This is a genomic window from Streptomyces sp. NPDC003016 (genome assembly GCF_053591455.1).
On sequence record NZ_JBSFTV010000001.1, the window covers coordinates 55393 to 74315 of the forward strand.

General features: G+C 71.9%; 12 protein-coding genes. 9 read left to right on the plus strand and 3 right to left on the minus strand.

Annotated elements, in window-relative coordinates; translation table 11 throughout:
* Positions 1-226 precede the first annotated feature (226 nt).
* The 3 genes from gltB to ACWDZ4_RS00280 all read left to right on the plus strand — a co-directional run bounded on the left by gltB (position 227) and on the right by ACWDZ4_RS00280 (position 6789).
* Positions 227-4813: a glutamate synthase large subunit gene (gene gltB, locus ACWDZ4_RS00270; RefSeq protein WP_451506209.1), complete on the plus strand. Its 4587-nt coding sequence runs from the start codon at positions 227-229 to the stop codon at positions 4811-4813.
* A complete protein-coding gene (locus tag ACWDZ4_RS00275; RefSeq protein ID WP_451506210.1) occupies positions 4806-6266 on the plus strand; it encodes a glutamate synthase subunit beta in 1461 nt (486 codons plus the stop codon). The genes gltB and ACWDZ4_RS00275 overlap by 8 nt, the downstream gene beginning before the upstream one ends.
* A 211-nt stretch (positions 6267-6477) precedes the next feature.
* The gene (locus tag ACWDZ4_RS00280; protein ID WP_451506211.1) at positions 6478-6789 is read left to right on the plus strand and encodes a hypothetical protein; all 312 of its coding nucleotides are present in this window, start codon (positions 6478-6480) and stop codon (positions 6787-6789) included.
* Positions 6790-7328: 539 nt separating this feature from the next.
* On the opposite strand, the gene ACWDZ4_RS00285 is transcribed toward ACWDZ4_RS00280, so the two are convergent.
* Entirely contained in the window at positions 7329-8246 is a 918-nt protein-coding gene (locus ACWDZ4_RS00285) for a rhomboid family intramembrane serine protease (protein ID WP_451506212.1), read from the minus strand.
* Positions 8247-8476: 230 nt separating this feature from the next.
* Here ACWDZ4_RS00285 and ACWDZ4_RS00290 point away from each other — a divergent pair, with 230 nt between their 5' ends.
* Together ACWDZ4_RS00290 and ACWDZ4_RS00295 are read left to right on the plus strand one after the other, a co-directional pair.
* Complete coding sequence (locus tag ACWDZ4_RS00290) at positions 8477-9193, plus strand: VWA domain-containing protein (protein ID WP_451506213.1); 717 nt, start codon at positions 8477-8479, stop codon at positions 9191-9193.
* Complete coding sequence (locus ACWDZ4_RS00295) at positions 9190-9741, plus strand: HutD/Ves family protein (RefSeq protein WP_451506214.1); 552 nt, start codon at positions 9190-9192, stop codon at positions 9739-9741. The genes ACWDZ4_RS00290 and ACWDZ4_RS00295 overlap by 4 nt, the downstream gene beginning before the upstream one ends.
* 63 nt (positions 9742-9804) lie before the next feature.
* Here the strand turns inward: ACWDZ4_RS00295 and ACWDZ4_RS00300 are convergent, their stop codons facing one another.
* Positions 9805-11316 (minus strand): FAD-dependent monooxygenase, encoded by a 1512-nt coding sequence (locus ACWDZ4_RS00300; protein ID WP_451506215.1) that lies wholly within the window; start codon positions 11314-11316, stop codon positions 9805-9807.
* 150 nt (positions 11317-11466) lie between these two features.
* Between ACWDZ4_RS00300 and ACWDZ4_RS00305 the strand changes: the two genes are divergently transcribed.
* The 3 genes from ACWDZ4_RS00305 to ACWDZ4_RS00315 all read left to right on the plus strand — a co-directional run bounded on the left by ACWDZ4_RS00305 (position 11467) and on the right by ACWDZ4_RS00315 (position 14230).
* Positions 11467-11964 carry a pyridoxamine 5'-phosphate oxidase family protein gene (locus tag ACWDZ4_RS00305; RefSeq protein ID WP_451506216.1) on the plus strand — a complete coding sequence of 166 codons (498 nt, stop codon included), beginning with the start codon at positions 11467-11469 and terminating at the stop codon, positions 11962-11964.
* Positions 11965-12218: 254 nt separating this feature from the next.
* Positions 12219-12422, plus strand: coding sequence for a cold-shock protein (locus ACWDZ4_RS00310; protein ID WP_015607926.1), 204 nt, complete (start codon positions 12219-12221; stop codon positions 12420-12422).
* Between the two features lie 89 nt (positions 12423-12511).
* Entirely contained in the window at positions 12512-14230 is a 1719-nt protein-coding gene (locus tag ACWDZ4_RS00315; RefSeq protein ID WP_451506217.1) for a DEAD/DEAH box helicase, read from the plus strand.
* A gap of 45 nt (positions 14231-14275) precedes the next feature.
* Here the strand turns inward: ACWDZ4_RS00315 and ACWDZ4_RS00320 are convergent, their stop codons facing one another.
* Positions 14276-15481 (minus strand): HEAT repeat domain-containing protein, encoded by a 1206-nt coding sequence (locus ACWDZ4_RS00320; RefSeq protein WP_451506218.1) that lies wholly within the window; start codon positions 15479-15481, stop codon positions 14276-14278.
* A gap of 273 nt (positions 15482-15754) precedes the next feature.
* Between ACWDZ4_RS00320 and ACWDZ4_RS00325 the strand changes: the two genes are divergently transcribed.
* Positions 15755-18877 carry an endo-alpha-N-acetylgalactosaminidase family protein gene (locus ACWDZ4_RS00325; protein ID WP_451506219.1) on the plus strand — a complete coding sequence of 1041 codons (3123 nt, stop codon included), beginning with the start codon at positions 15755-15757 and terminating at the stop codon, positions 18875-18877.
* Positions 18878-18923 lie beyond the last annotated feature (46 nt).

The window sequence follows — 18923 nt, forward strand, 5'->3', positions numbered from 1 at the left end:
CATGAGCCCACGACACCGCAGGCAATGAAGCCTGCTCTGTGACGGCCGGACGGATGCGTTCTGTCCATCTCTGCCCCACCTCCACCGCTATGAGCGGTGTCCGCATGCTGGAATGAGCTATCCACTTCGCGAGAAGCCAGCCATCATGTAACCTGCACGAAATTTCGCGGAGGGCCAACGTCGTCCCTCGGTAGCTGTATATGCCACGACGACGACGGGAGTGCCGATGCGTTCCGACGCCTGGTCGCCCATGGACGGTCGCCCCGCCCAGCAGGGGATGTACGACCCCCGTAACGAGCACGACGCCTGCGGCGTCGGCTTTGTGGCCACCCTCACCGGTGTGGCCAGCCATGAGTTGGTCGAGCAGGCGCTGACCGTACTGCGCAACCTCGAACACCGCGGTGCCACGGGATCCGAGCCCGACTCCGGCGACGGCGCCGGAATCCTGCTCCAGGTCCCCGACGCCTTCCTCCGCGAGGTCACCGCATTCGACCTCCCCGAGGCCGGCGCGTACGCCGTCGGCACCGCCTTCCTCCCTGCCGACGGCTCCGCACAGGCCGTCTCGCAGATCGAGGCGATCGCCGCCGAAGAGGGACTCGAGGTCCTGGGGTGGCGTGAGGTTCCCGTCACCCCCTCGCTGCTCGGCAACGGGGCCCGCGCCACCATGCCGGCCTTCGCCCAGATCTTCGTGGCCGGGGGTACCTCCCGGACGGAGTCTGGGGGAGGCGCGCCGACCGGGCTGGCCCTGGACCGCAAGGCCTTCGTCCTGCGCAAGCGCGCCGAGCGTGAGGCCGGGGTCTACTTCCCGTCGCTGTCGGCGCGGACCATCGTCTACAAGGGCATGCTCACCACCGGGCAGCTCGAACCGTTCTTCCCGGACCTGTCGGACCGGCGCTGCGCCACGGCCGTCGCCCTCGTCCACTCGCGTTTCTCGACGAACACCTTCCCCAGCTGGCCGCTCGCACACCCGTACCGCTTCGTCGCGCACAACGGCGAGATCAACACGGTCAAGGGCAACCGCAACTGGATGAAGGCCCGCGAGTCCCAGCTCGCGTCGGATCTGTTCGGTGCGGACAAGCTGGAGCGGATCTTCCCCGTCTGTACGCCGGACGCCTCCGACTCCGCGTCCTTCGACGAGGTGCTGGAGCTGCTGCACCTCGGCGGGCGCTCGCTGCCGCACTCCGTGCTGATGATGGTCCCCGAGGCGTGGGAGAACCACGACTCCATGGACCCGGCCCGCCGCGCGTTCTACCAGTACCACGCGACGATGATGGAGCCCTGGGACGGCCCGGCCTGCGTCACCTTCACCGACGGCACCCAGGTCGGCGCCGTACTGGACCGCAACGGTCTGCGTCCCGGCCGCTACTGGGTGACGGACGACGGGCTCGTCGTGCTGTCGTCCGAGGTGGGGGTGCTCGACATCGACCCCGCCAAGGTCGTCCGCAAGGGACGGCTCCAGCCCGGCAAGATGTTCCTGGTCGACACCGCCGAGCACCGGATCGTCGAGGACGACGAGATCAAGGCCGGCCTTGCCGCCGAGGCGCCGTACCAGGAGTGGCTGGAAGCCGGCGAGATCGAGCTGGAGGACCTGCCCGAGCGTGAGCACATCGTGCACACGCACGCCTCGGTCACCCGTCGCCAGCAGACCTTCGGGTACACCGAGGAGGAGCTGCGCGTCATCCTCGCGCCGATGGCCCGCACCGGCGGCGAGCCGCTCGGCTCCATGGGCACGGACTCGCCGATCGCGGCGCTGTCCGAGCGGCCCCGGCTCCTCTTCGACTACTTCACCCAGCTCTTCGCGCAGGTCACCAACCCGCCGCTGGACGCCATCCGCGAGGAGCTCGTCACCTCGCTGCGCTCCTCGCTCGGCCCGCAGGGCAACATCCTGGAGCCGACCGCCGCGACCTGCCGCAATGTCACGCTGCCGTTCCCGGTGATCGACAACGACGAGCTGGCCAAGCTCATACACATCAACGCCGACGGCGACATGCCGGGCCTGACGGCCGCCACCCTGTCCGGCCTCTACCGCGTCGGCGGCGGCGGCGACGCGCTGGCCGCCCGTCTGGAGGAGATGTGCGCCGAGGCCGACGCCGCCATCGAGGCCGGCGCCCGGCTGATCGTGCTCTCCGACCGGCACTCGGACGCCGAGCACGCGCCGATCCCGTCGCTGCTGCTCACCTCCACCGTGCACCACCACCTCATCCGTACGAAGCAGCGCACCCAGGTGGGGCTGCTCGTCGAGGCCGGCGATGTGCGCGAGGTGCACCACGTCGCGCTGCTCATCGGCTACGGCGCCGCCGCCGTCAACCCGTACCTGGCCATGGAGTCCGTCGAGGACCTGGTCCGCGCGGGGACGTTCATCGAGGGCGCCGAGCCCGAGCAGGCCATCCGGAACCTGATCTACGCGCTCGGCAAGGGCGTCCTGAAGGTCATGTCCAAGATGGGCATCTCGACGGTCGCCTCCTACCGGGGCGCGCAGGTCTTCGAGGCCGTCGGCCTGGACGAGGCCTTCGTCGAGAAGTACTTCAACGGTACGGCGACCAAGATCGGCGGCGCCGGTCTCGACGTCATCGCCAAGGAGGTCGCCGCCCGGCACGCCAAGGCGTACCCCGCCTCCGGCATCGCCGCCACGCACCGCGCGCTGGAGATCGGCGGCGAGTACCAGTGGCGCCGCGAGGGCGAGCCGCACCTGTTCGACCCGGAGACGGTCTTCCGCCTCCAGCACGCGACGCGGGGCCGCCGGTACGACATCTTCAAGCAGTACACGGGCCGCGTGAACGAGCAGTCCGAGCGGCTGATGACGCTGCGTGGGCTTTTCGGCTTCAAGAGCGACCGCGAGGCCATCTCGATCGACGAGGTCGAGCCGGCTTCCGAGATCGTCAAGCGCTTCTCCACCGGCGCCATGTCGTACGGCTCCATCTCCCAGGAGGCGCACGAGACCCTCGCCATCGCCATGAACCAGCTGGGCGGCAAGTCCAACACCGGTGAGGGCGGCGAGGACGCCGAGCGGCTGTACGACCCGGCGCGGCGCTCCAGCATCAAGCAGGTCGCCTCCGGCCGCTTCGGTGTGACGAGCGAGTACCTGGTCAACGCCGACGACATCCAGATCAAGATGGCGCAGGGCGCGAAGCCCGGCGAGGGCGGCCAGCTGCCCGGCCACAAGGTGTACCCGTGGGTGGCCAAGACCCGGCACTCGACGCCGGGCGTGGGGCTCATCTCGCCGCCGCCGCACCACGACATCTACTCCATCGAGGACCTGGCTCAGCTGATCCACGACCTCAAGAACGCCAACCCGGCGGCGCGTATCCACGTGAAGCTGGTGTCGGAGGTCGGTGTCGGCACCGTCGCCGCAGGTGTGTCCAAGGCGCACGCCGATGTGGTGCTGATCTCCGGACACGACGGCGGTACGGGCGCTTCGCCGCTCACCTCGCTGAAGCACGCGGGCGGCCCCTGGGAGCTCGGCCTCGCCGAGACCCAGCAGACGCTGCTGCTCAACGGGTTGCGCGACCGTATCGTCGTCCAGGCCGACGGCCAGCTCAAGACCGGCCGCGACGTCGTCATCGCCGCACTGCTCGGCGCCGAGGAGTTCGGTTTCGCGACCGCGCCGCTCGTCGTCTCCGGCTGCGTCATGATGCGCGTCTGCCACCTCGACACGTGCCCGGTCGGCATCGCCACCCAGAACCCGGTCCTGCGCGAGCGCTTCTCCGGCAAGGCCGAGTACATCGTCAACTTCTTCCAGTTCATCGCCGAGGAAGTGCGCGAGCTGCTGGCCGAGCTCGGTTTCCGTACGCTCGAAGAGGCCGTCGGCCACGCCGAGCTGCTCGACACCGACGCGGCCGTGACCCACTGGAAGGCGCAGGGCCTGAACCTGGAGCCCCTGTTCTACGTTCCCGAGCTGCCGGAAGGCGCGGTCCGCCACCAGATCACCACCCAGGACCACGCGCTGGAGAAGGCGCTCGACAACGAGCTGATCAAGCTCGCCGCCGACGCCCTGGCCGTGGGCAGCGCCGAGGCCGCCGGGCCGGTCCGCGCACAGGTCGCGATCCGCAACATCAACCGGACCGTCGGCACCATGCTGGGCCACGAGGTGACGAAGAAGTTCGGCGGTGCGGGTCTGCCCGACGACACCATCGACATCACCTTCACCGGGTCCGCGGGCCAGTCGTTCGGCGCGTTCGTGCCGCGCGGTGTGACGCTGCGGCTCGAAGGCGACGCCAACGACTACGTCGGCAAGGGGCTCTCGGGCGGCCGGATCATCGTCCGCCCGGACCGGGGCGCCGACCACCTCGCCGAGTACTCGACGATCGCGGGCAACACCATCGCGTACGGCGCGACCGGCGGTGAGCTCTTCCTGCGCGGCAGGACGGGCGAGCGCTTCTGCGTCCGCAACTCCGGCGCCACGGTCGTCTCGGAGGGCGTGGGCGACCACGGCTGCGAGTACATGACCGGCGGCCGCGCGGTGGTGCTGGGCGAGACCGGGCGCAACTTCGCGGCCGGCATGTCCGGCGGCGTCGCGTACGTCATCGACCTCGACCCGGACAACGTCAACTCCGGCAACGCCGGGGCGGTCGAGGCCCTCGACGACACCGACAAGCTGTGGCTGCACGATGTGGTGCGCCGCCACGAGGAGGAGACCGGGTCCACGGTCGCCTCGAAGCTGCTGGCCGAGTGGGACACCGCGGTGACCCGCTTCAGCAAGATCATCCCGTCCACGTACAAGGCAGTGCTCGCCGCCAAGGACGCCGCTGAGCTCGCCGGTCTCTCCGAGCAGGAGACCACCGAGAAGATGATGGAGGCGGCGACCCATGGCTGACCCCAAGGGCTTCCTGACCACCGGACGCGAGGTCGCCAGGACCCGTCCCGCCGGTGAGCGCGTCAAGGACTGGAACGAGGTCTACGTTCCCGGCTCCCTGCTGCCGATCATCAGCAAGCAGGCCGGCCGCTGCATGGACTGCGGCATCCCGTTCTGCCACAACGGCTGCCCGCTCGGGAACCTCATCCCCGAGTGGAACGACTACGCCTACCGCGAGGACTGGTCGGCGGCGTCCGAGCGGCTGCACGCCACGAACAACTTCCCGGAGTTCACCGGGCGGCTGTGCCCGGCTCCCTGCGAGTCGGCGTGCGTGCTCGGCATCAACCAGCCGGCCGTCACCATCAAGAACGTCGAAGTCACCATCATCGACAAGGCGTGGGGCAACGGCGACGTCACCCCGCAGCCGCCCGAGCGCCTCTCCGGCAAGACCGTCGCCGTCATCGGCTCGGGCCCGGCGGGTCTCGCCGCCGCCCAGCAGCTGACCCGGGCGGGTCACACGGTCGCGGTGTACGAGCGCGCCGACCGCATCGGCGGCCTGCTGCGCTACGGCATCCCCGAGTTCAAGATGGAGAAGTCGCACATCAACCGGCGCATCGAGCAGATGCGCGCGGAAGGCACCAAGTTCCGCACCGAGGTGGAGATCGGCCGCGACGTCGACGCCGCGAAGCTGCGGCGCCGGTACGACGCGGTGGTCATCGCCGCCGGCGCGACGGTCTCCCGCGACCTGCCCGTCCCGGGGCGCGAGCTCAGCGGCATCCACTTCGCGATGGAGTACCTGCCGCTCGCCAACAAGGTGCAGGAGGGCGACCTGACGGTCTCCCCGATCACCGCCGAGGGCAAGCACGTCGTGGTCATCGGCGGCGGCGACACCGGCGCGGACTGCGTGGGCACCGCCCACCGCCAGGGCGCGGCCTCCGTCACCCAGCTGGAGATCATGCCGAAGCCGGGCGAGGAGCGCAGCGCCAACCAGCCGTGGCCGACGTTCCCGATGCTCTACAAGGTCACCTCCGCGCACGAGGAGGGCGGCGAGCGGGTCTACTCCGTCTCCACCACCCACTTCGAGGGCGACGAGGACGGCAACGTCCAGTTCCTGCACCTCGTCGAGGTGGAGTTCAAGGACGGCAAGCTGGAGCAGAAGCCCGGCACCGAGCGGAAGATCCCCGCGCAGCTGGTCACCCTCGCCATGGGTTTCACCGGCACCGACCAGTCCAACGGCCTGGTCCAGCAGTTCGGCCTGGAGCTCGACGCCCGCGGCAACATCGCGCGCGACGCGCAGTACGCCACGAACGTCGACGGCGTCTTCGTCGCCGGTGACGCGGGCCGCGGCCAGTCGCTCATCGTGTGGGCGATCGCCGAGGGCCGCTCGGCGGCGCGCGGCGTGGACCGTTACCTGACGGGGGCGAGCGAACTGCCTGCCCCGGTGAAGCCGACGGACCGTGCCCTGACCGTCTGACGTACGCTCCCCTCATAGACGTCCCGCACAACGGCGTGCGGAACTGAACGCGGCGCCTGCCCTGTCCCCGACCGGACACTGGGTGGGCGCCGCGGCGCGTTCCGGGACCGGAACACCCGGGCGGGCCTGATTCCTCCCGGCCACGCATGGTCCGGCGGGTCCGTACGCGCGCCTCCTGCCATCGGACCACCACGGGGGAGGGGTTGCGCATATGGCAGCGCGCGTGGGCCGGTTCGAACGGTCCATTGCCCGGATTCCGAAGAACATCGACGTGGCCGCCGCCAAGGAGCAGCGCTCCCAGCTCAATATGAAGATCGACATCGTCAACCCGGCGGACGGCCGGGCCTGCGCCGCGTACGCCCGTTTCCGGCAGATGCCCGCCGGGCAGCGCAGCGCCGCCACGGCCGCCGCCTGGACCGCCGACCGGGTGCGCAAGGAGTCGTACGCGACCGTCCTGGCCGCCTGCGGGTCGAGCGGCACGCGGTGGCCGGGCGGGGCGCGCACGGTCCGAAGGGCCCGCTGACCGGCCCCGACGGGGGTGTACCCCGGGCCGGGCGGGGCCCGTCGTGGCCTGGACGCAGGGGCACGCGGTGGGTCGCGGCGAACCCGCCGCCGCGACCCTGCGGGGGGCGCTGGAGCGGCGGTGCCGGCGCCCGGGAGCGTACGGGCCGTGTCCAGCACCAGGACGCTCTGGGCGGTGGAAGCGGCGGAAGCGGCGGGGGCGGCGGCGGTGTAGACGGTGGCCCCGATCGCGTACACCTTCCGCCACCCGAAGAAGTCGCCGAGCGAACCCGCGGCGAGCATGAAGGCGGACGCGGTGAGGAAGTAGCCGGTGACGGCCCACTGGAGGGACGCGCCCGAGGCGTCGAGGTCCCGGCCGCCCCCCGGGAGGCGATCGTCGTGCCGGACCTGGGCACGGGAAAGGCGAGGTGGCCGAGCAGGACGGTCAGCAAGGTCGCCCGGGGGGCGGGAGACACGTATCGGTTTCATGGCCGAAGCCTCGTACCTCAAGGAAAGCCGAGGCCGAGCTCCGCCCGCCGCCCCCGGCCGGCGGCTGCGGCGTCAGACCACGCCCGCCGTCAGCGCCGAGGTCTTCGTCATCACGAGCGCGACCAGCAGCACCAGCACCCCGGCGCCCACCGCCACCTGGATCGCGGTGCGGTTCTTGCGGGGCGTGTACGCGAAGGCCAGGCTGACCAGCGCACCGGTGAGCAGGCCGCCCAAGTGGGCTTCCCAGGAGGCGAACAGCGCGGAGACCACCATCCAGATGAGGAGTCCCGTAAGGAAGCGGTTCACGGCCCGCATGTCACGGCCCAGGCGGCGGCAGATCACGTAGTACGAGGCGCAGATGCCGAAGACCGCGCCCGAGGCGCCCACGACGGTGTCCTGCGGCGCGATCAGATAGACCGCCACCGAACCGCCGAGCGCGGACAGCAGGTAGAGACCGGCGTAACGCGCCCGGCCGAGCTGGTCCTCGACGGTCCTGCCCACGTTCCACAGGCACAGCATGTTCATGACGATGTGCATGATGCCGAAGCCGCCCCCGGTCGGAGGCAGATGGAGAAAGGCGCCGGTGAGCAGCCGGTACCACTCGCCGTCGGCCACCCCGACGGCGGTCAGGCCGGGGTGGACCACGCCCTCGTGGAGGAAGAGCGTGCCGTCGGGGCCCAGCAGGCCCAGGCCGAGCATGCCGAACCGGTCGGGGAGACCGGGGCGCGCCAGTTCACCGAGGTAGGCGAGGACGTTCAGCGCGATCAGCGCGTACGTCACCACGGGAGCCGCCGTCCCGGCCACCGCGCCGCCGAACACCGTGCGCGCCTGCCGGACGGACTTGTGGCCCTCCTTCACGCACTCGGGGCACTGGTGCCCGACCGCCGCGTCACGCATGCAGTCGGGGCAGATGAACCGCTCGCAGCGCGCGCAGCTCACATACGTCTCGTACTTGGGGTGGCGGTAACACGTCGTGACAGCGGCTTCCACAGCCGGCTCCTTGGCCTTCTGGGTAAACGGGGGAGAGCCGGTGGGATCGGCGGCGATCAAGATAGCGTACGGGTCCGGCAGTTCCCCGGCCCCGCCGGCCCGGCCGATGCCACCGGACCCACCGGACCCACCGGACCCACCGGACCCGCCGGACCTACCGGACCCACCGGCCCTGCCAAACCCGCCGGCCCCGCCCCTCCCGCCGGCCCCGTACGAAACGGAGACCCGACGTGGCGATAAGCCTCCACAAGGTCGAGGAGACCGCGCCCGCACTCGTCAGCTTCTACAAGAGCGCCGGGGTCTCGCTGCGCGAGCACGGGCTGAGCGGGCAGCGCGCGGCCGTCTACCTGGTCCTCGACTACTCGGGTTCCATGAAGCCGTACTACCAGGACGGCAGTGTGCAGGCGCTCGCCGACCGGGTGCTCGGTCTCTCGGCCAACCTCGACGACGACGGCAGCGTGCCCGTCGTCTTCTTCTCGACGGACGTCGACGCGGTCACGGACATCGCCCTCGACAACCACCGGGGGCGGATCGACACGGTCGTCGCCGGGCTCGGCCACATGGGGAAGACCAGTTACCACCTGGCCATGGACGCGGTGATCGACCACTACCTCGACAGCGGGTCGACGGCGCCCGCCCTGGTCGTCTTCCAGACCGACGGCGGCCCGGTCAACAAGCTCGCGGCGGAGCGGTACGTCTGCAAGGCCGCGAAGCTGCCGCTGTTCTGGCAGTTCGTGGGCTTCGGCAACACGCGCAGCACGCAGTTCGACTTCCTGCGCAAGCTGGACGAGCTGGCCGTCCCGGCGAGGCGCCCGGTCGACAACGCGGGTTACTTCCACGCCGGGCCGGACCCGCGTCAGGTCTCGGACGCGGAGCTGTACGACCGGTTGGTCCGGGAGTTCCCGGCCTGGCTGGCGGCCGCGCGGGCGCAGGGCGTCGTGCGATGACGGTCCGGGTGCTGGGGGCGGCCGGCCGTACGGCCGTGGCGTGGAAGAACGGCGGCGGGGTCACCCGGGAGATCGCGACGTGGCCCGAGGGCGCCGGGACGGCCGGCTTCGACTGGCGGATCAGCCTCGCGGAGGTCGAGGGGGACGGCCCGTTCTCGGCGTTCCCCGGGGTGGACCGCATCCTGACGATGACCGAGGGCGCGGGAATGGACCTCACGGTGGGCGGGGAGCGGCGGCTCGTCGACGAGCGTTACGTCCCGCAGGACTTCCCCGGGGACGTCGCCACCGACTGCCGGCTGCTCGGCGGCCGGGTGGTGAACTTCAACGTCATGTACCGCAGGGGCCGCACGGCCGCGCGGGTCGCGGTGGCGCGCGGCGGCATGGACGTCACGGTTCCGCCCGGCGGGACGGTGGTGATCGTCGCGCTGGAGGGGGCCGCGTCGTTCGGGGGCGTCACCCTCGGCCGGTACGACGCCGCGGTGACCGGATCACCGGGCACCCTCTCCACCGGGGGCCACACGGCGGTCGTCACCCTCCCGGCCGGCTGAGCGGGGACCGGCGGCGGGGCGACCTCACGGCTCCTCGGCGGCCTGGAGGCCGAAGGCGTGCGTTCACGACGCCGCCTCCTCTTCCTCCCGCTCCTCCTGCTCCTCCGAGGCCCAGGCCGCGTAACCGTCGGGGCGGACGAGCAGAGTCATGCGGCGCCCACTCGCCCAGTGCGCCACGGTGAGCCGCTCGTCGTGGCCGGCCTCCGTGCCCCGCGGTGTGATCAGCACGAACCGGCCCGCGCGCAGCGCCTCGTACAGCCGGCCCTCCTGGAGCCGGACGTCCGGCACGCGCCTGCCGGTGAGCGGGTGGGCGCCGCGCGGCGCCCCGTACGCGTAACCGATGCCGGTGATCTGCCCGACCGCCCGGCGGGTCACCGGGGGCACGTGGCCGACGGTCGCGGTCAGCAGGGCGCGGAGCCCGCGCTGCGGCGGATTGTGCGCCATGGCGAGGCGCAGGAGCGCGCCACTGCTGCGCAGCACGGCCCTGCCGACCGGATACCGCTCGGCGTGGTACGAGTCCAACAGGTCTTCCGGCGCCTGCCCGTTCATCACGGAGGCCAGCTTCCAGCCGAGGTTGGCCGCGTCCTGGAGGCCGGTGTTCATGCCCTGGCCGCCGGCCGGCGAGTGGGTGTGCGCCGCGTCGCCCGCGAGCAGGACCCTGCCCACCCGGTAGCGCGGGACCTGGCGTTCGTCGCTGTGGAAGCGGGACATCCAGCGGGCGCCGTGCATGCCGAAGTCGCTGCCGAAGACCCGTTCGGTGATCGCGCGCAGCTCTTCCAGCTCGACGGGCGCGGTGTCGGGGACCTCGCGGTGCGTACGGTCCCAGCCGCCCACGCGCCAGTACCCGTCCCCGAAGGGAACGAGGAAGCCGAAGGCCGTGCCCCTGCCGTCCACCGCGACCGTACGGCCGGGCTCCTGGGCCAGCAGCACATCGGCCAGGACGATCGACTTGATGACCGAGCGCCCGGGGAAGGGCAGCCCCAGAGCCGCGCGCACGGCGCTGCGCACTCCGTCGGCGCCCACCGCGTAGGCCGCCCGCAGTGTCCCGTCCTTCTTGCCCGGCCCGTCCGGCCCGTCCGGCCCGCCCGTCCCGTCCGTGTGCCGCACGTCGAGCGTCACACCCGCCGCGTCCTGCGCGAGCCCGGTGACCTCCGTTCCGTACAGGAACCTGGCGCCGTTCCTCCCGGCCCGGCGCAGCAGTAGCTTCTCCACTTCGAACTGCGGCGTCACCAGTACGTACGGGAAGCGTGACGGCAAGCCGGAGAGGTCGACGGAGAGGGAGCCGAAGAGCCGCAGCGCGGTGACGGGCCGGCCGGTGTGGACCAGCTCGTCGGCGAGGCCGCGGGCGTCCAGCTGCTCCAGGGTGCGGGCATGCACGCCGAAGGCGCGGGTCAGGTTGCTGATGCCCCGCGGGCGCCGCTCCACCACCGTGACGGGGACGCCCGCGGCGGCCAGATCGCCGGCCAGCAGCAGCCCGGTGGGACCGGCGCCGACCACGATGACGTGGCGCCGGGAAGGGGTACCGATCGTGCCGTTCATGGTGGTCTCCTGATGCCAACGCCTGTTGGACAACACTTGTTGGTCACCATCTGCTGGCGAATGTAGGGCGCGCGTCCCGCCGATGTCAACGGCCGTTGGCACGCGTGTGCTGCCGGAGTCGCATCACCGCCGGAGGATTCCTCATACCCGGCAGAAGGTGTCGGGTATGAGGGCTTCAATGGCGTCATGGCCATCAGTCGGGCAGAGTTCCAGGCGGCCGAACCGCAGTTCGCCGAGGCCGCGCGGCGGCGGTTCCGGCAGTACGAGCGCCACGTCCTCGCGACGATCCGCGCGGACGGGTCGCCGCGCGTGACCGGGCCCGAAGTGACCTACCTCGACGGCGAGATGCGGCTGGGCGTGATGGCGGACTCGCGCAAGGCGCAGGACGTCCTGCGCGATCCGCGCTTCGCCGTCCAGGCGAACCCGGGGCCGGACGGCGAAATGCGGGACGGGGACGTGCGGACCAGCGGCCGGGCGGTGGAGGCCACCGACCGTGATGTCATCGCGCGGTTCTCCGGACAGGCCGGGCCGCCGGAGCCGTTCCGCCTGTTCCGGGTGGAGCTGGCCGAGGAGGTAGGAACCTCCGTCGAGGGCGACGCCCTGGTCGTACGGGCCTGGCGGCCGGGCGGCCCGGTACGGACGGTCCGCCGGGGCAACGGCGACGGAGAGGCCCGCGAGGACTGACCGCGAGGACCGGCCGCGGGGCGCGTCACCGGCGGCGGCGCGATCTTCTCGGGGCGAGGGGGTGGTGCTCCGGCGGCATCGTGTTAGGGTGGACGAGTTGCAGTTTTGGTACCCATAAACATTATGTGCGCCTGACGGGAATGCTTCCTCAGGCGCATTTTGTTTTCCGGTTCTCCGGATGGGGCTCATTGCGGCGACGTGGAATCCGTGCAGTGCGGATTTCCGGATCTGCCCCAGTTTTTTAGGAGAATGACATGGCTACTGGAACCGTGAAGTGGTTCAACTCGGAAAAGGGCTTCGGCTTCATCGAGCAGGACGGCGGCGGCGCTGACGTCTTCGCCCACTACTCCAACATCGCCACCCAGGGCTTCCGTGAGCTCCAGGAGGGCCAGAAGGTCTCCTTCGACGTCACGCAGGGCCAGAAGGGCCCGCAGGCGGAGAACATCGTCCCGGCCTAATTAGCCGACGCGATACCTCGCCAGCCGGGGCCCGCACCGTGAAGGTGCGGGCCCCGGCTTGTGCTTGTTCCCAGGAAGGCAAAACCTGAATGACCCGCTCCGAACGCCCCGCCGCCGCCAGCGCACGCTCCGCCCGTCCCGTCCGCAACCGCTCCTCGCAGGCCGCTCGCGGCAAGGCCCCCGCAAAGGGTTCCGCCCGCAGGGCCGTGCCCGTGCAGGGTGAATTCGCGATGCCGGAGACCGTCACCCCGGCGCTGCCGGCCGTCGAGGCCTTCGCCGACCTCGACATGCCCGCGGCCCTGCTCAAGACCCTGGCGGCCCAGGGTGTGACCGAGCCCTTCCCCATTCAGGGCGCGACCCTGCCGAACTCGCTCGCGGGCCGCGACATCCTCGGCCGCGGACGCACCGGTTCCGGCAAGACCCTCGCCTTCGGCCTCGCCCTGCTGGCCCGTACCGCGGGCCGGCGCTGCGAGCCGCGCGCACCGCTCGCGCTGGTCCTGGTGCCCACCCGGGAGCTCGCACAGCAGGTCACCGACGCGCTCACGCCGTACGCCACGGCCGTGAACCTGCGGATGGCCACGGTCGTCGGAGGCATGTCGATCACCAAGCAGGTGAACACGCTGCGGCGCGGCGCCGAAGTGCTCGTCGCCACCCCGGGCCGTCTGAAGGACCTCATCGAGCGCGGCGACGCGGAGCTCGGGCAGGTGTCGATCACCGTCCTGGACGAGGCCGACCAGATGGCCGACATGGGCTTCCTCCCCCAGGTCACGGCGCTGCTCAAGCAGGTCGAGCCGGACGGGCAGCGGATGCTGTTCTCGGCGACCCTGGACCGCAACGTCGACCGCCTCGTGCGGATGTTCCTGACCGACCCGGTGGTCCACTCCGTCGACCCGTCCGCGGGCGCGGTGACCACGATGGAGCACCACGTGCTGTACGTCGCGGACGAGACCGACAAGAAGGCCGTCGCCATGCGCATCGCGGCCCGTGACGGGCGGGTGATCCTCTTCGTGGACACCAAGCGTGCCGCGGACCGCTTCGCCAAGCGGCTGCTCGCCAGCGGTGTGCACGCCGCGGCGCTGCACGGCGGCCGTTCGCAGCCGCAGCGCAACCGCACGCTCGACCAGTTCAAGACCGGGCAGGTCACCGCGTTGGTGGCGACCAACGTGGCGGCGCGCGGCATCCACGTCGACGACCTCGACCTCGTGGTCAACGTCGACCCGCCGGCCGACCACAAGGACTACCTGCACCGCGGCGGCCGTACCGCCCGCGCCGGCGAGTCCGGCAGTGTCGTCACCCTGGTGCTGCCCGACGAGAAGCGCGAGATGACGCAGCTGATGTCGGCCGCCGGCATCGTCCCGCAGACGGCGCGGGTCAAGTCCAGCGATGACGAGCTGGCCCGGATCACCGGTGCGCGGGAGCCCTCGGGCGTCGCCATCGTGATCGAGGTCCCGCAGCAGCAGCAGGCTTCCGCGCAGCCGAAGCGGCGTCCGCAGAGCGGCGGCCGCGGTGGTGGCGCCGGTCGTGGCGGCGGTGCCGGCCGCAGTGGCGGCGGCACCGGTGGAACCCGTACGCAGGGTGGCGGCCGTACGCAGGGTGAGCGCGCCCAGGGCGCCGGTCGCGGCCAGGGCGAGCGTGCCCAGGCGGGCGGCCGCGCGCAGGGTGAGCGCGGCGGCGCCGCCCGTGCACAGGGCGGTGGCCGCGGGCAGGGTGCTCAGACCGGCGGTGGCCGCGGTCAGGGCGAGCGTGCTCCCGGCAGCGGCAGCGGCAGCCGTGGCAGGGGCCGGGGCAGCCGCAGCGCTGCCGCCTAGACGGCGTCCGGACGTCGTCCTCGAGCGCCGGACGGGCCGGGTTCTTCAGCCCGTCCGGCGCTCGAGGCCCGTGGGACCGTTGCCGGGGCGGGGCCCCGGCAACGGAAAGTGCTTCTCAGCGGTAGCGCGGCGGCGTGCGTTCCAGTCGGCGCCGTACCGTCGTGTCCTCGATGTGCTCCAGCGCCTCCACCGCCGTCGCATACGCGTACCCCTCGGGATCCTCGCCGCCCAGCAGACGGGCCGGCGCCTCGACCGCCCCGGGGTCCCGGCGCGCCGCCGGGCCGCGCGCCGCCTCCGCCGCCGTGTCGGCGTCGTGGTCCTCCAGCCGGTCCGCCAGCGCGTCGCGGATGTCCGGGGTGTCGGCCCCGGAACCGGCGAGCGCAGCGTCGCCCAGTCGCGCACCTCGTCGTCGGGGTCGCGGCTGAGCGCGATCAGCGCCGCCACGCCCTCCTGGTGACCGGCGGGGACGAGGCCGAGAAGGGAGAGGGCCACCCGGTGCCGTACCTCGGTTTCGGGGTGGCCGGCGTGGCGCAGGATCTCGGGCAGGGCGGCAGGGTCGCCGTGGTGCCCGAGCGCCAGCACGGCGGCCTGGAGCAGCTCGGGCCCCTGAGCCTCGCGCGCCGGCTCCCGCAGCAGGGGCAGGGCGCGCGCCGCGAACGGCTTTCCGCCCTGTTCGAACCTCAGTTGCGCCAGGACGTCGGCGGCGAAGGTCTGCCGCAGGAGGTCACCGCTCGCGCACCACTCGGACGCCGCCAGGAACGTCTCCTCGTCGCCGCGCCGCCACAGCACGGCCACCGACTCCATCCACTCGTCCCGGCCGGGATCACCGCCGCTCAGAGCCCGTTCGGCGAGCTCGGCGAACGGAGTACGGATGCCCAGCCGCTCCTCCAGAAGAGTCGCGATCGCGGCATGACCGGTCTGCTGCGCGGTGCCGGCGACCGGTGTGCCGTCCCGCAGCAGCTCGACGACGACGGTCACCCCGCCGCCCTCCTCGATGCGGCTGGTGACGGTCTCGGGCTCCGCCCCGCCGTCCGCGAAGGTCTCCAGAAGCCCCGTCCGGAGCTCTTGTTCCACGTCCGCTCCGAGCCACCGCCGCTCCTCCTCCAGTGCCTCCCGCCGCGCCGAAGCGCCGTGTCGCCGAAGCGCCCGTACGGTCTCGGTGGACCCGCGCCGCGCGGCGAGCACCAGGGGCGGCTCGGTGCCGGACGCCGGGAGGTCGGGGTCGGCGCCGTACTCCAGAAGGGCCTCCACGGTCTCCGCCCCAGGCGAGGTGCCGCCGCAGACGCAGTGATCCTCGCCGCGACCGGCATCCAGCCCGCCGGCGCGTCCGCGGCCTCCGCGGGGAACTGCGCGCCGGCCTCGTCGAGGAGGGCGGCACCGGCCTGTGACGCGGACAGCAGACAGCGGGCAGCGGACACCCGCCGTGGGCGGGGAGGGCGGGCGCCGGACACGTTAGTCCAACACCCGCCCCTCCTTTGTCCATAGGCGCACCTGCTCCTCGCGGCGCATGTTGGCGTGCACACCATGCCGTCGAGCGACAGGAGAGCGAGCGTGCACGCACAGGACCCCGGACCGAGCCGCAGGACCGTGGTGGCCGCGGGCGCCGCCACCGCCGCCACCGCACTGGCCGGCGCGGGCCCGGCCCTCGCCGCCCCCTCCACCGCCCCGGCGGCGGAGGGCGGGGCCGTGCTGCGCTCCCGCGAACTGGAGGTGCGCGTCGACTCCCGCTTCCCGCGCATCGTGTCGTACACCGACCGCGGCACCGGCGCGCGGCTGTACGGGCAGGAGGACCCGGTCACCTCGGTGCTGATCGACGGGACCGCCCGTACGCCCGAGGTGACCGCCCGCGCGGGCCGCGACCGCGCGGCGTACACCCTGGCCTTCGAGGGCGGAACCGAGATCCAGGTGGAGATCCGGGTCACCGGCCGGCAGGTCGACTGGCGCGTCACAGAGATCGCCGACACCGCCGCCCTGCGCGTCGGCACCCTCCAGATCCCCTCGCTCGCCTTCCTGTCGGTACGCAGCGACCAGCCCGGCGCCACGCTCCTCGCCGCCCGCATCCAGCTCGACAAGGCCAGGAGCGGCGACACCCTCGTACAGCCCGCACCGGACACGCCCCCCGACACGGCGCCGATCGGCTGCGCCTACGCGGTCGTCGCCCACGACCGGCTCGGCGGCGCCGTCGAGACCAACACGTCGTACGACAGGCCCGACAGCGCGTCCGGCACCACCTGGGAGAACGGACGGCTCTGGCACCGGACCGTCAGGAAGGCCGGTTACGTCGAGGCGCGGCTCACCTGCGGACAGTGGACGCACCGTGCCGCGACCGCTCCCGTGGACGCCACCGAGCCGCTCCCGTACGCCACCGTGATCGTCACCCGGGACCGCAACGGCGACGGCGTCGTGGACTGGCAGGACGCCGCGATCGCCTTCCGCGACATCATGGTGAACCCGCTGGGCGCGGACGCACAGCACCTGCGCGTCGTCCCGCACATCCCCTTCAACTTCGCCAGCCAGGCCACCAACCCGTTCCTCGCCACGCTCGACAACGTCAAGCGCATCTCCCTCGCGACGGACGGCCTGCGCCAGTACACGCTCCTCAAGGGCTACCAGTCGGAGGGCCACGACTCGGCCCACCCGGACTACGCGGGCAACTACAACAAGCGCGCCGGCGGCCTCGGCGACCTCAACACCCTCGTACGGGAAGGCCGCGCCTGGGGAAGCGACTTCGGCGTTCACGTGAACGCCACCGAGTCGTACCCCGTCGCGAACGCCTTCTCCGAAACGCTCGTCGACAAGACCGATGAACAGTGGGACTGGCTCGACCAGAGCTACCGCATCGACCAGCGGCGCGACCTCGTGTCCGGCGACATCGTCAAGCGCTTCCAGGACCTGCGCGACGAGACCGACCCCGCCCTGAACATGCTCTACATCGACGTCTTCCGGGAGTCCGGCTGGACCTCCGACCGTCTGCAGCGCGCCCTGCGCGAGCAGGGCTGGCAGATCACCACCGAATGGGGACACGGCCTGGAGCGCTCGGCCCTGTGGGCGCACTGGGCCACCGAGACCGACTACGGCGGCGACACCTCCCGCGGCATCAACTCCCAGCTGATCCGCTTCATCCGCAACCACCAGAAGGACGTCTTCGCCGACAAGTGGCCGACGCTCCTCGGCATCCCGCGCACCGGCAACTTCGAGGGCTGGGCCAACAAGACCGACTGGAACACCTTCTACCACCTGATCTGGACCGACAGCCTGCCCGCCAAGTACCTCCAGGCGTACCCGGTCAGGACCTGGGACGCGCACGAGATCACCTTCTTCGGCCCCACGAAGACGTCCGTGAGCGACGCGGACGGCACGCGCCGCATCACCACCGACGGACGGACCGTGTACGACGCCGGGCGCTACCTGCTGCCCTGGGAGCCGCGCGAGGCCACCGACCCCGGGAAGCTCTACCACTACAACCCGGCGGGCGGCAGCAGCGGCTGGCAGCTCCCGCGCGGCTGGGCGGGCGCGTCGGAGGTGGCCCTCTACAAGCTCACCGACCAGGGGCGGCAGTACGTACACGACGTTCCCGTACGCGCCGGAAAGGTCACCCTCGACGCCGAGGCGAAGCAGCCGTACGTCGTCTGCCGCACCCGGGAACCGGCCACCGCCGACCCGGACTGGGGACAGGCCACACCGCTGCACGACCCGGGCTTCGACTCGGGCTCCCTGGACGGCTGGACCGTCACCGGGCCGGCCTCCGTGGAACTGAGCGCGACCGGCGACTACGAGCTGGTCGTCGGAGCGGGCGGGGCCGCCTCCGTCGGGCAGCGGCCCGCCCGCCTGGCACCCGGGACGTACGCCGCGTCCGTACAGGTCGAAGTGGGGGCCGAGGCGGGGGAGCGGCGGCGCGCCGCGCTCACCGTACGGACCGCAGACGGGGCCGCGGCCGAGAACTGGACCGACTCGTCCACGGCCGTCAACCTCGTCGCCGCCGACCGCAAGCACGACACCCGCTTCCAGCGGATGTTCACGTACTTCACGGTGCCCGAGGGCGGGGGCGGGGTGGACCTCGCCCTGCGGGCCGACGCGGGCGACGCACGGGTGCGCTTCGACAACGTACGGATCGTTCCCGCGAAGCGCAGCACCAAGCCCGCAACGCTCGCCTTCGAGGACTTCCGACACGTGCCGCAGGGGTGGGGTGTCTTCGTCAAGGGCGACGCGGGCGGCTCCACCGACCCGCGCACCCACATCGCGCAGCGGCACGCCCCCTTCACGCAGCGCGGCTGGAACGGCAAGGCGATCGACGACGTCATCGACGGCTCGGAATCCCTCAAGTCGCGCGGCGAGAACACCGGCCTGGTCTACCGGACCGTGCAGCACACCGTCCGCTTCGAGGCGGGCAGGCGCTACCGGGTCTCCTTCCGCTACGAGAACGAGAAGGCCGGCCAGTACGCGTGGATCACCGGTGTCGACGAACCGGCCGCCCGCGAACTCGACCGCAAGGCGCTGCCCGTCGCCACCGGACCGACCGTGCTGAGCTACGAGTTCACGGCGCCCCCCAGGGGCGAGACATGGGTCGGTCTGCGCAAGACCGGCGACGACGGGACGGCGGAGTTCGTCCTCGACGCCTTCGAAGTGCGCGAGGTGCGGGCGGTGTAAGGGGCAACGCCCTGGAGGGCCGGTCCTTACCAGGAGACCGGCCCTC

Bases quoted from the DNA above. Each gene is read 5' to 3' on its own strand.
- ACWDZ4_RS00280 (WP_451506211.1), top strand. From the start codon at position 6,478: ATGGCAGCGCGCGTGGGCCGGTTCGAACGGTCCATTGCCCGGATTCCG.
- ACWDZ4_RS00295 (WP_451506214.1), top strand. From the start codon at position 9,190: ATGACGGTCCGGGTGCTGGGGGCGGCCGGCCGTACGGCCGTGGCGTGG.
- ACWDZ4_RS00325 (WP_451506219.1), top strand. From the start codon at position 15,755: ATGCCGTCGAGCGACAGGAGAGCGAGCGTGCACGCACAGGACCCCGGA.
- ACWDZ4_RS00275 (WP_451506210.1), top strand. From the start codon at position 4,806: ATGGCTGACCCCAAGGGCTTCCTGACCACCGGACGCGAGGTCGCCAGG.
- gltB (WP_451506209.1), top strand. From the start codon at position 227: ATGCGTTCCGACGCCTGGTCGCCCATGGACGGTCGCCCCGCCCAGCAG.
- ACWDZ4_RS00315 (WP_451506217.1), top strand. From the start codon at position 12,512: ATGACCCGCTCCGAACGCCCCGCCGCCGCCAGCGCACGCTCCGCCCGT.
- ACWDZ4_RS00305 (WP_451506216.1), top strand. From the start codon at position 11,467: ATGGCCATCAGTCGGGCAGAGTTCCAGGCGGCCGAACCGCAGTTCGCC.
- ACWDZ4_RS00310 (WP_015607926.1), top strand. From the start codon at position 12,219: ATGGCTACTGGAACCGTGAAGTGGTTCAACTCGGAAAAGGGCTTCGGC.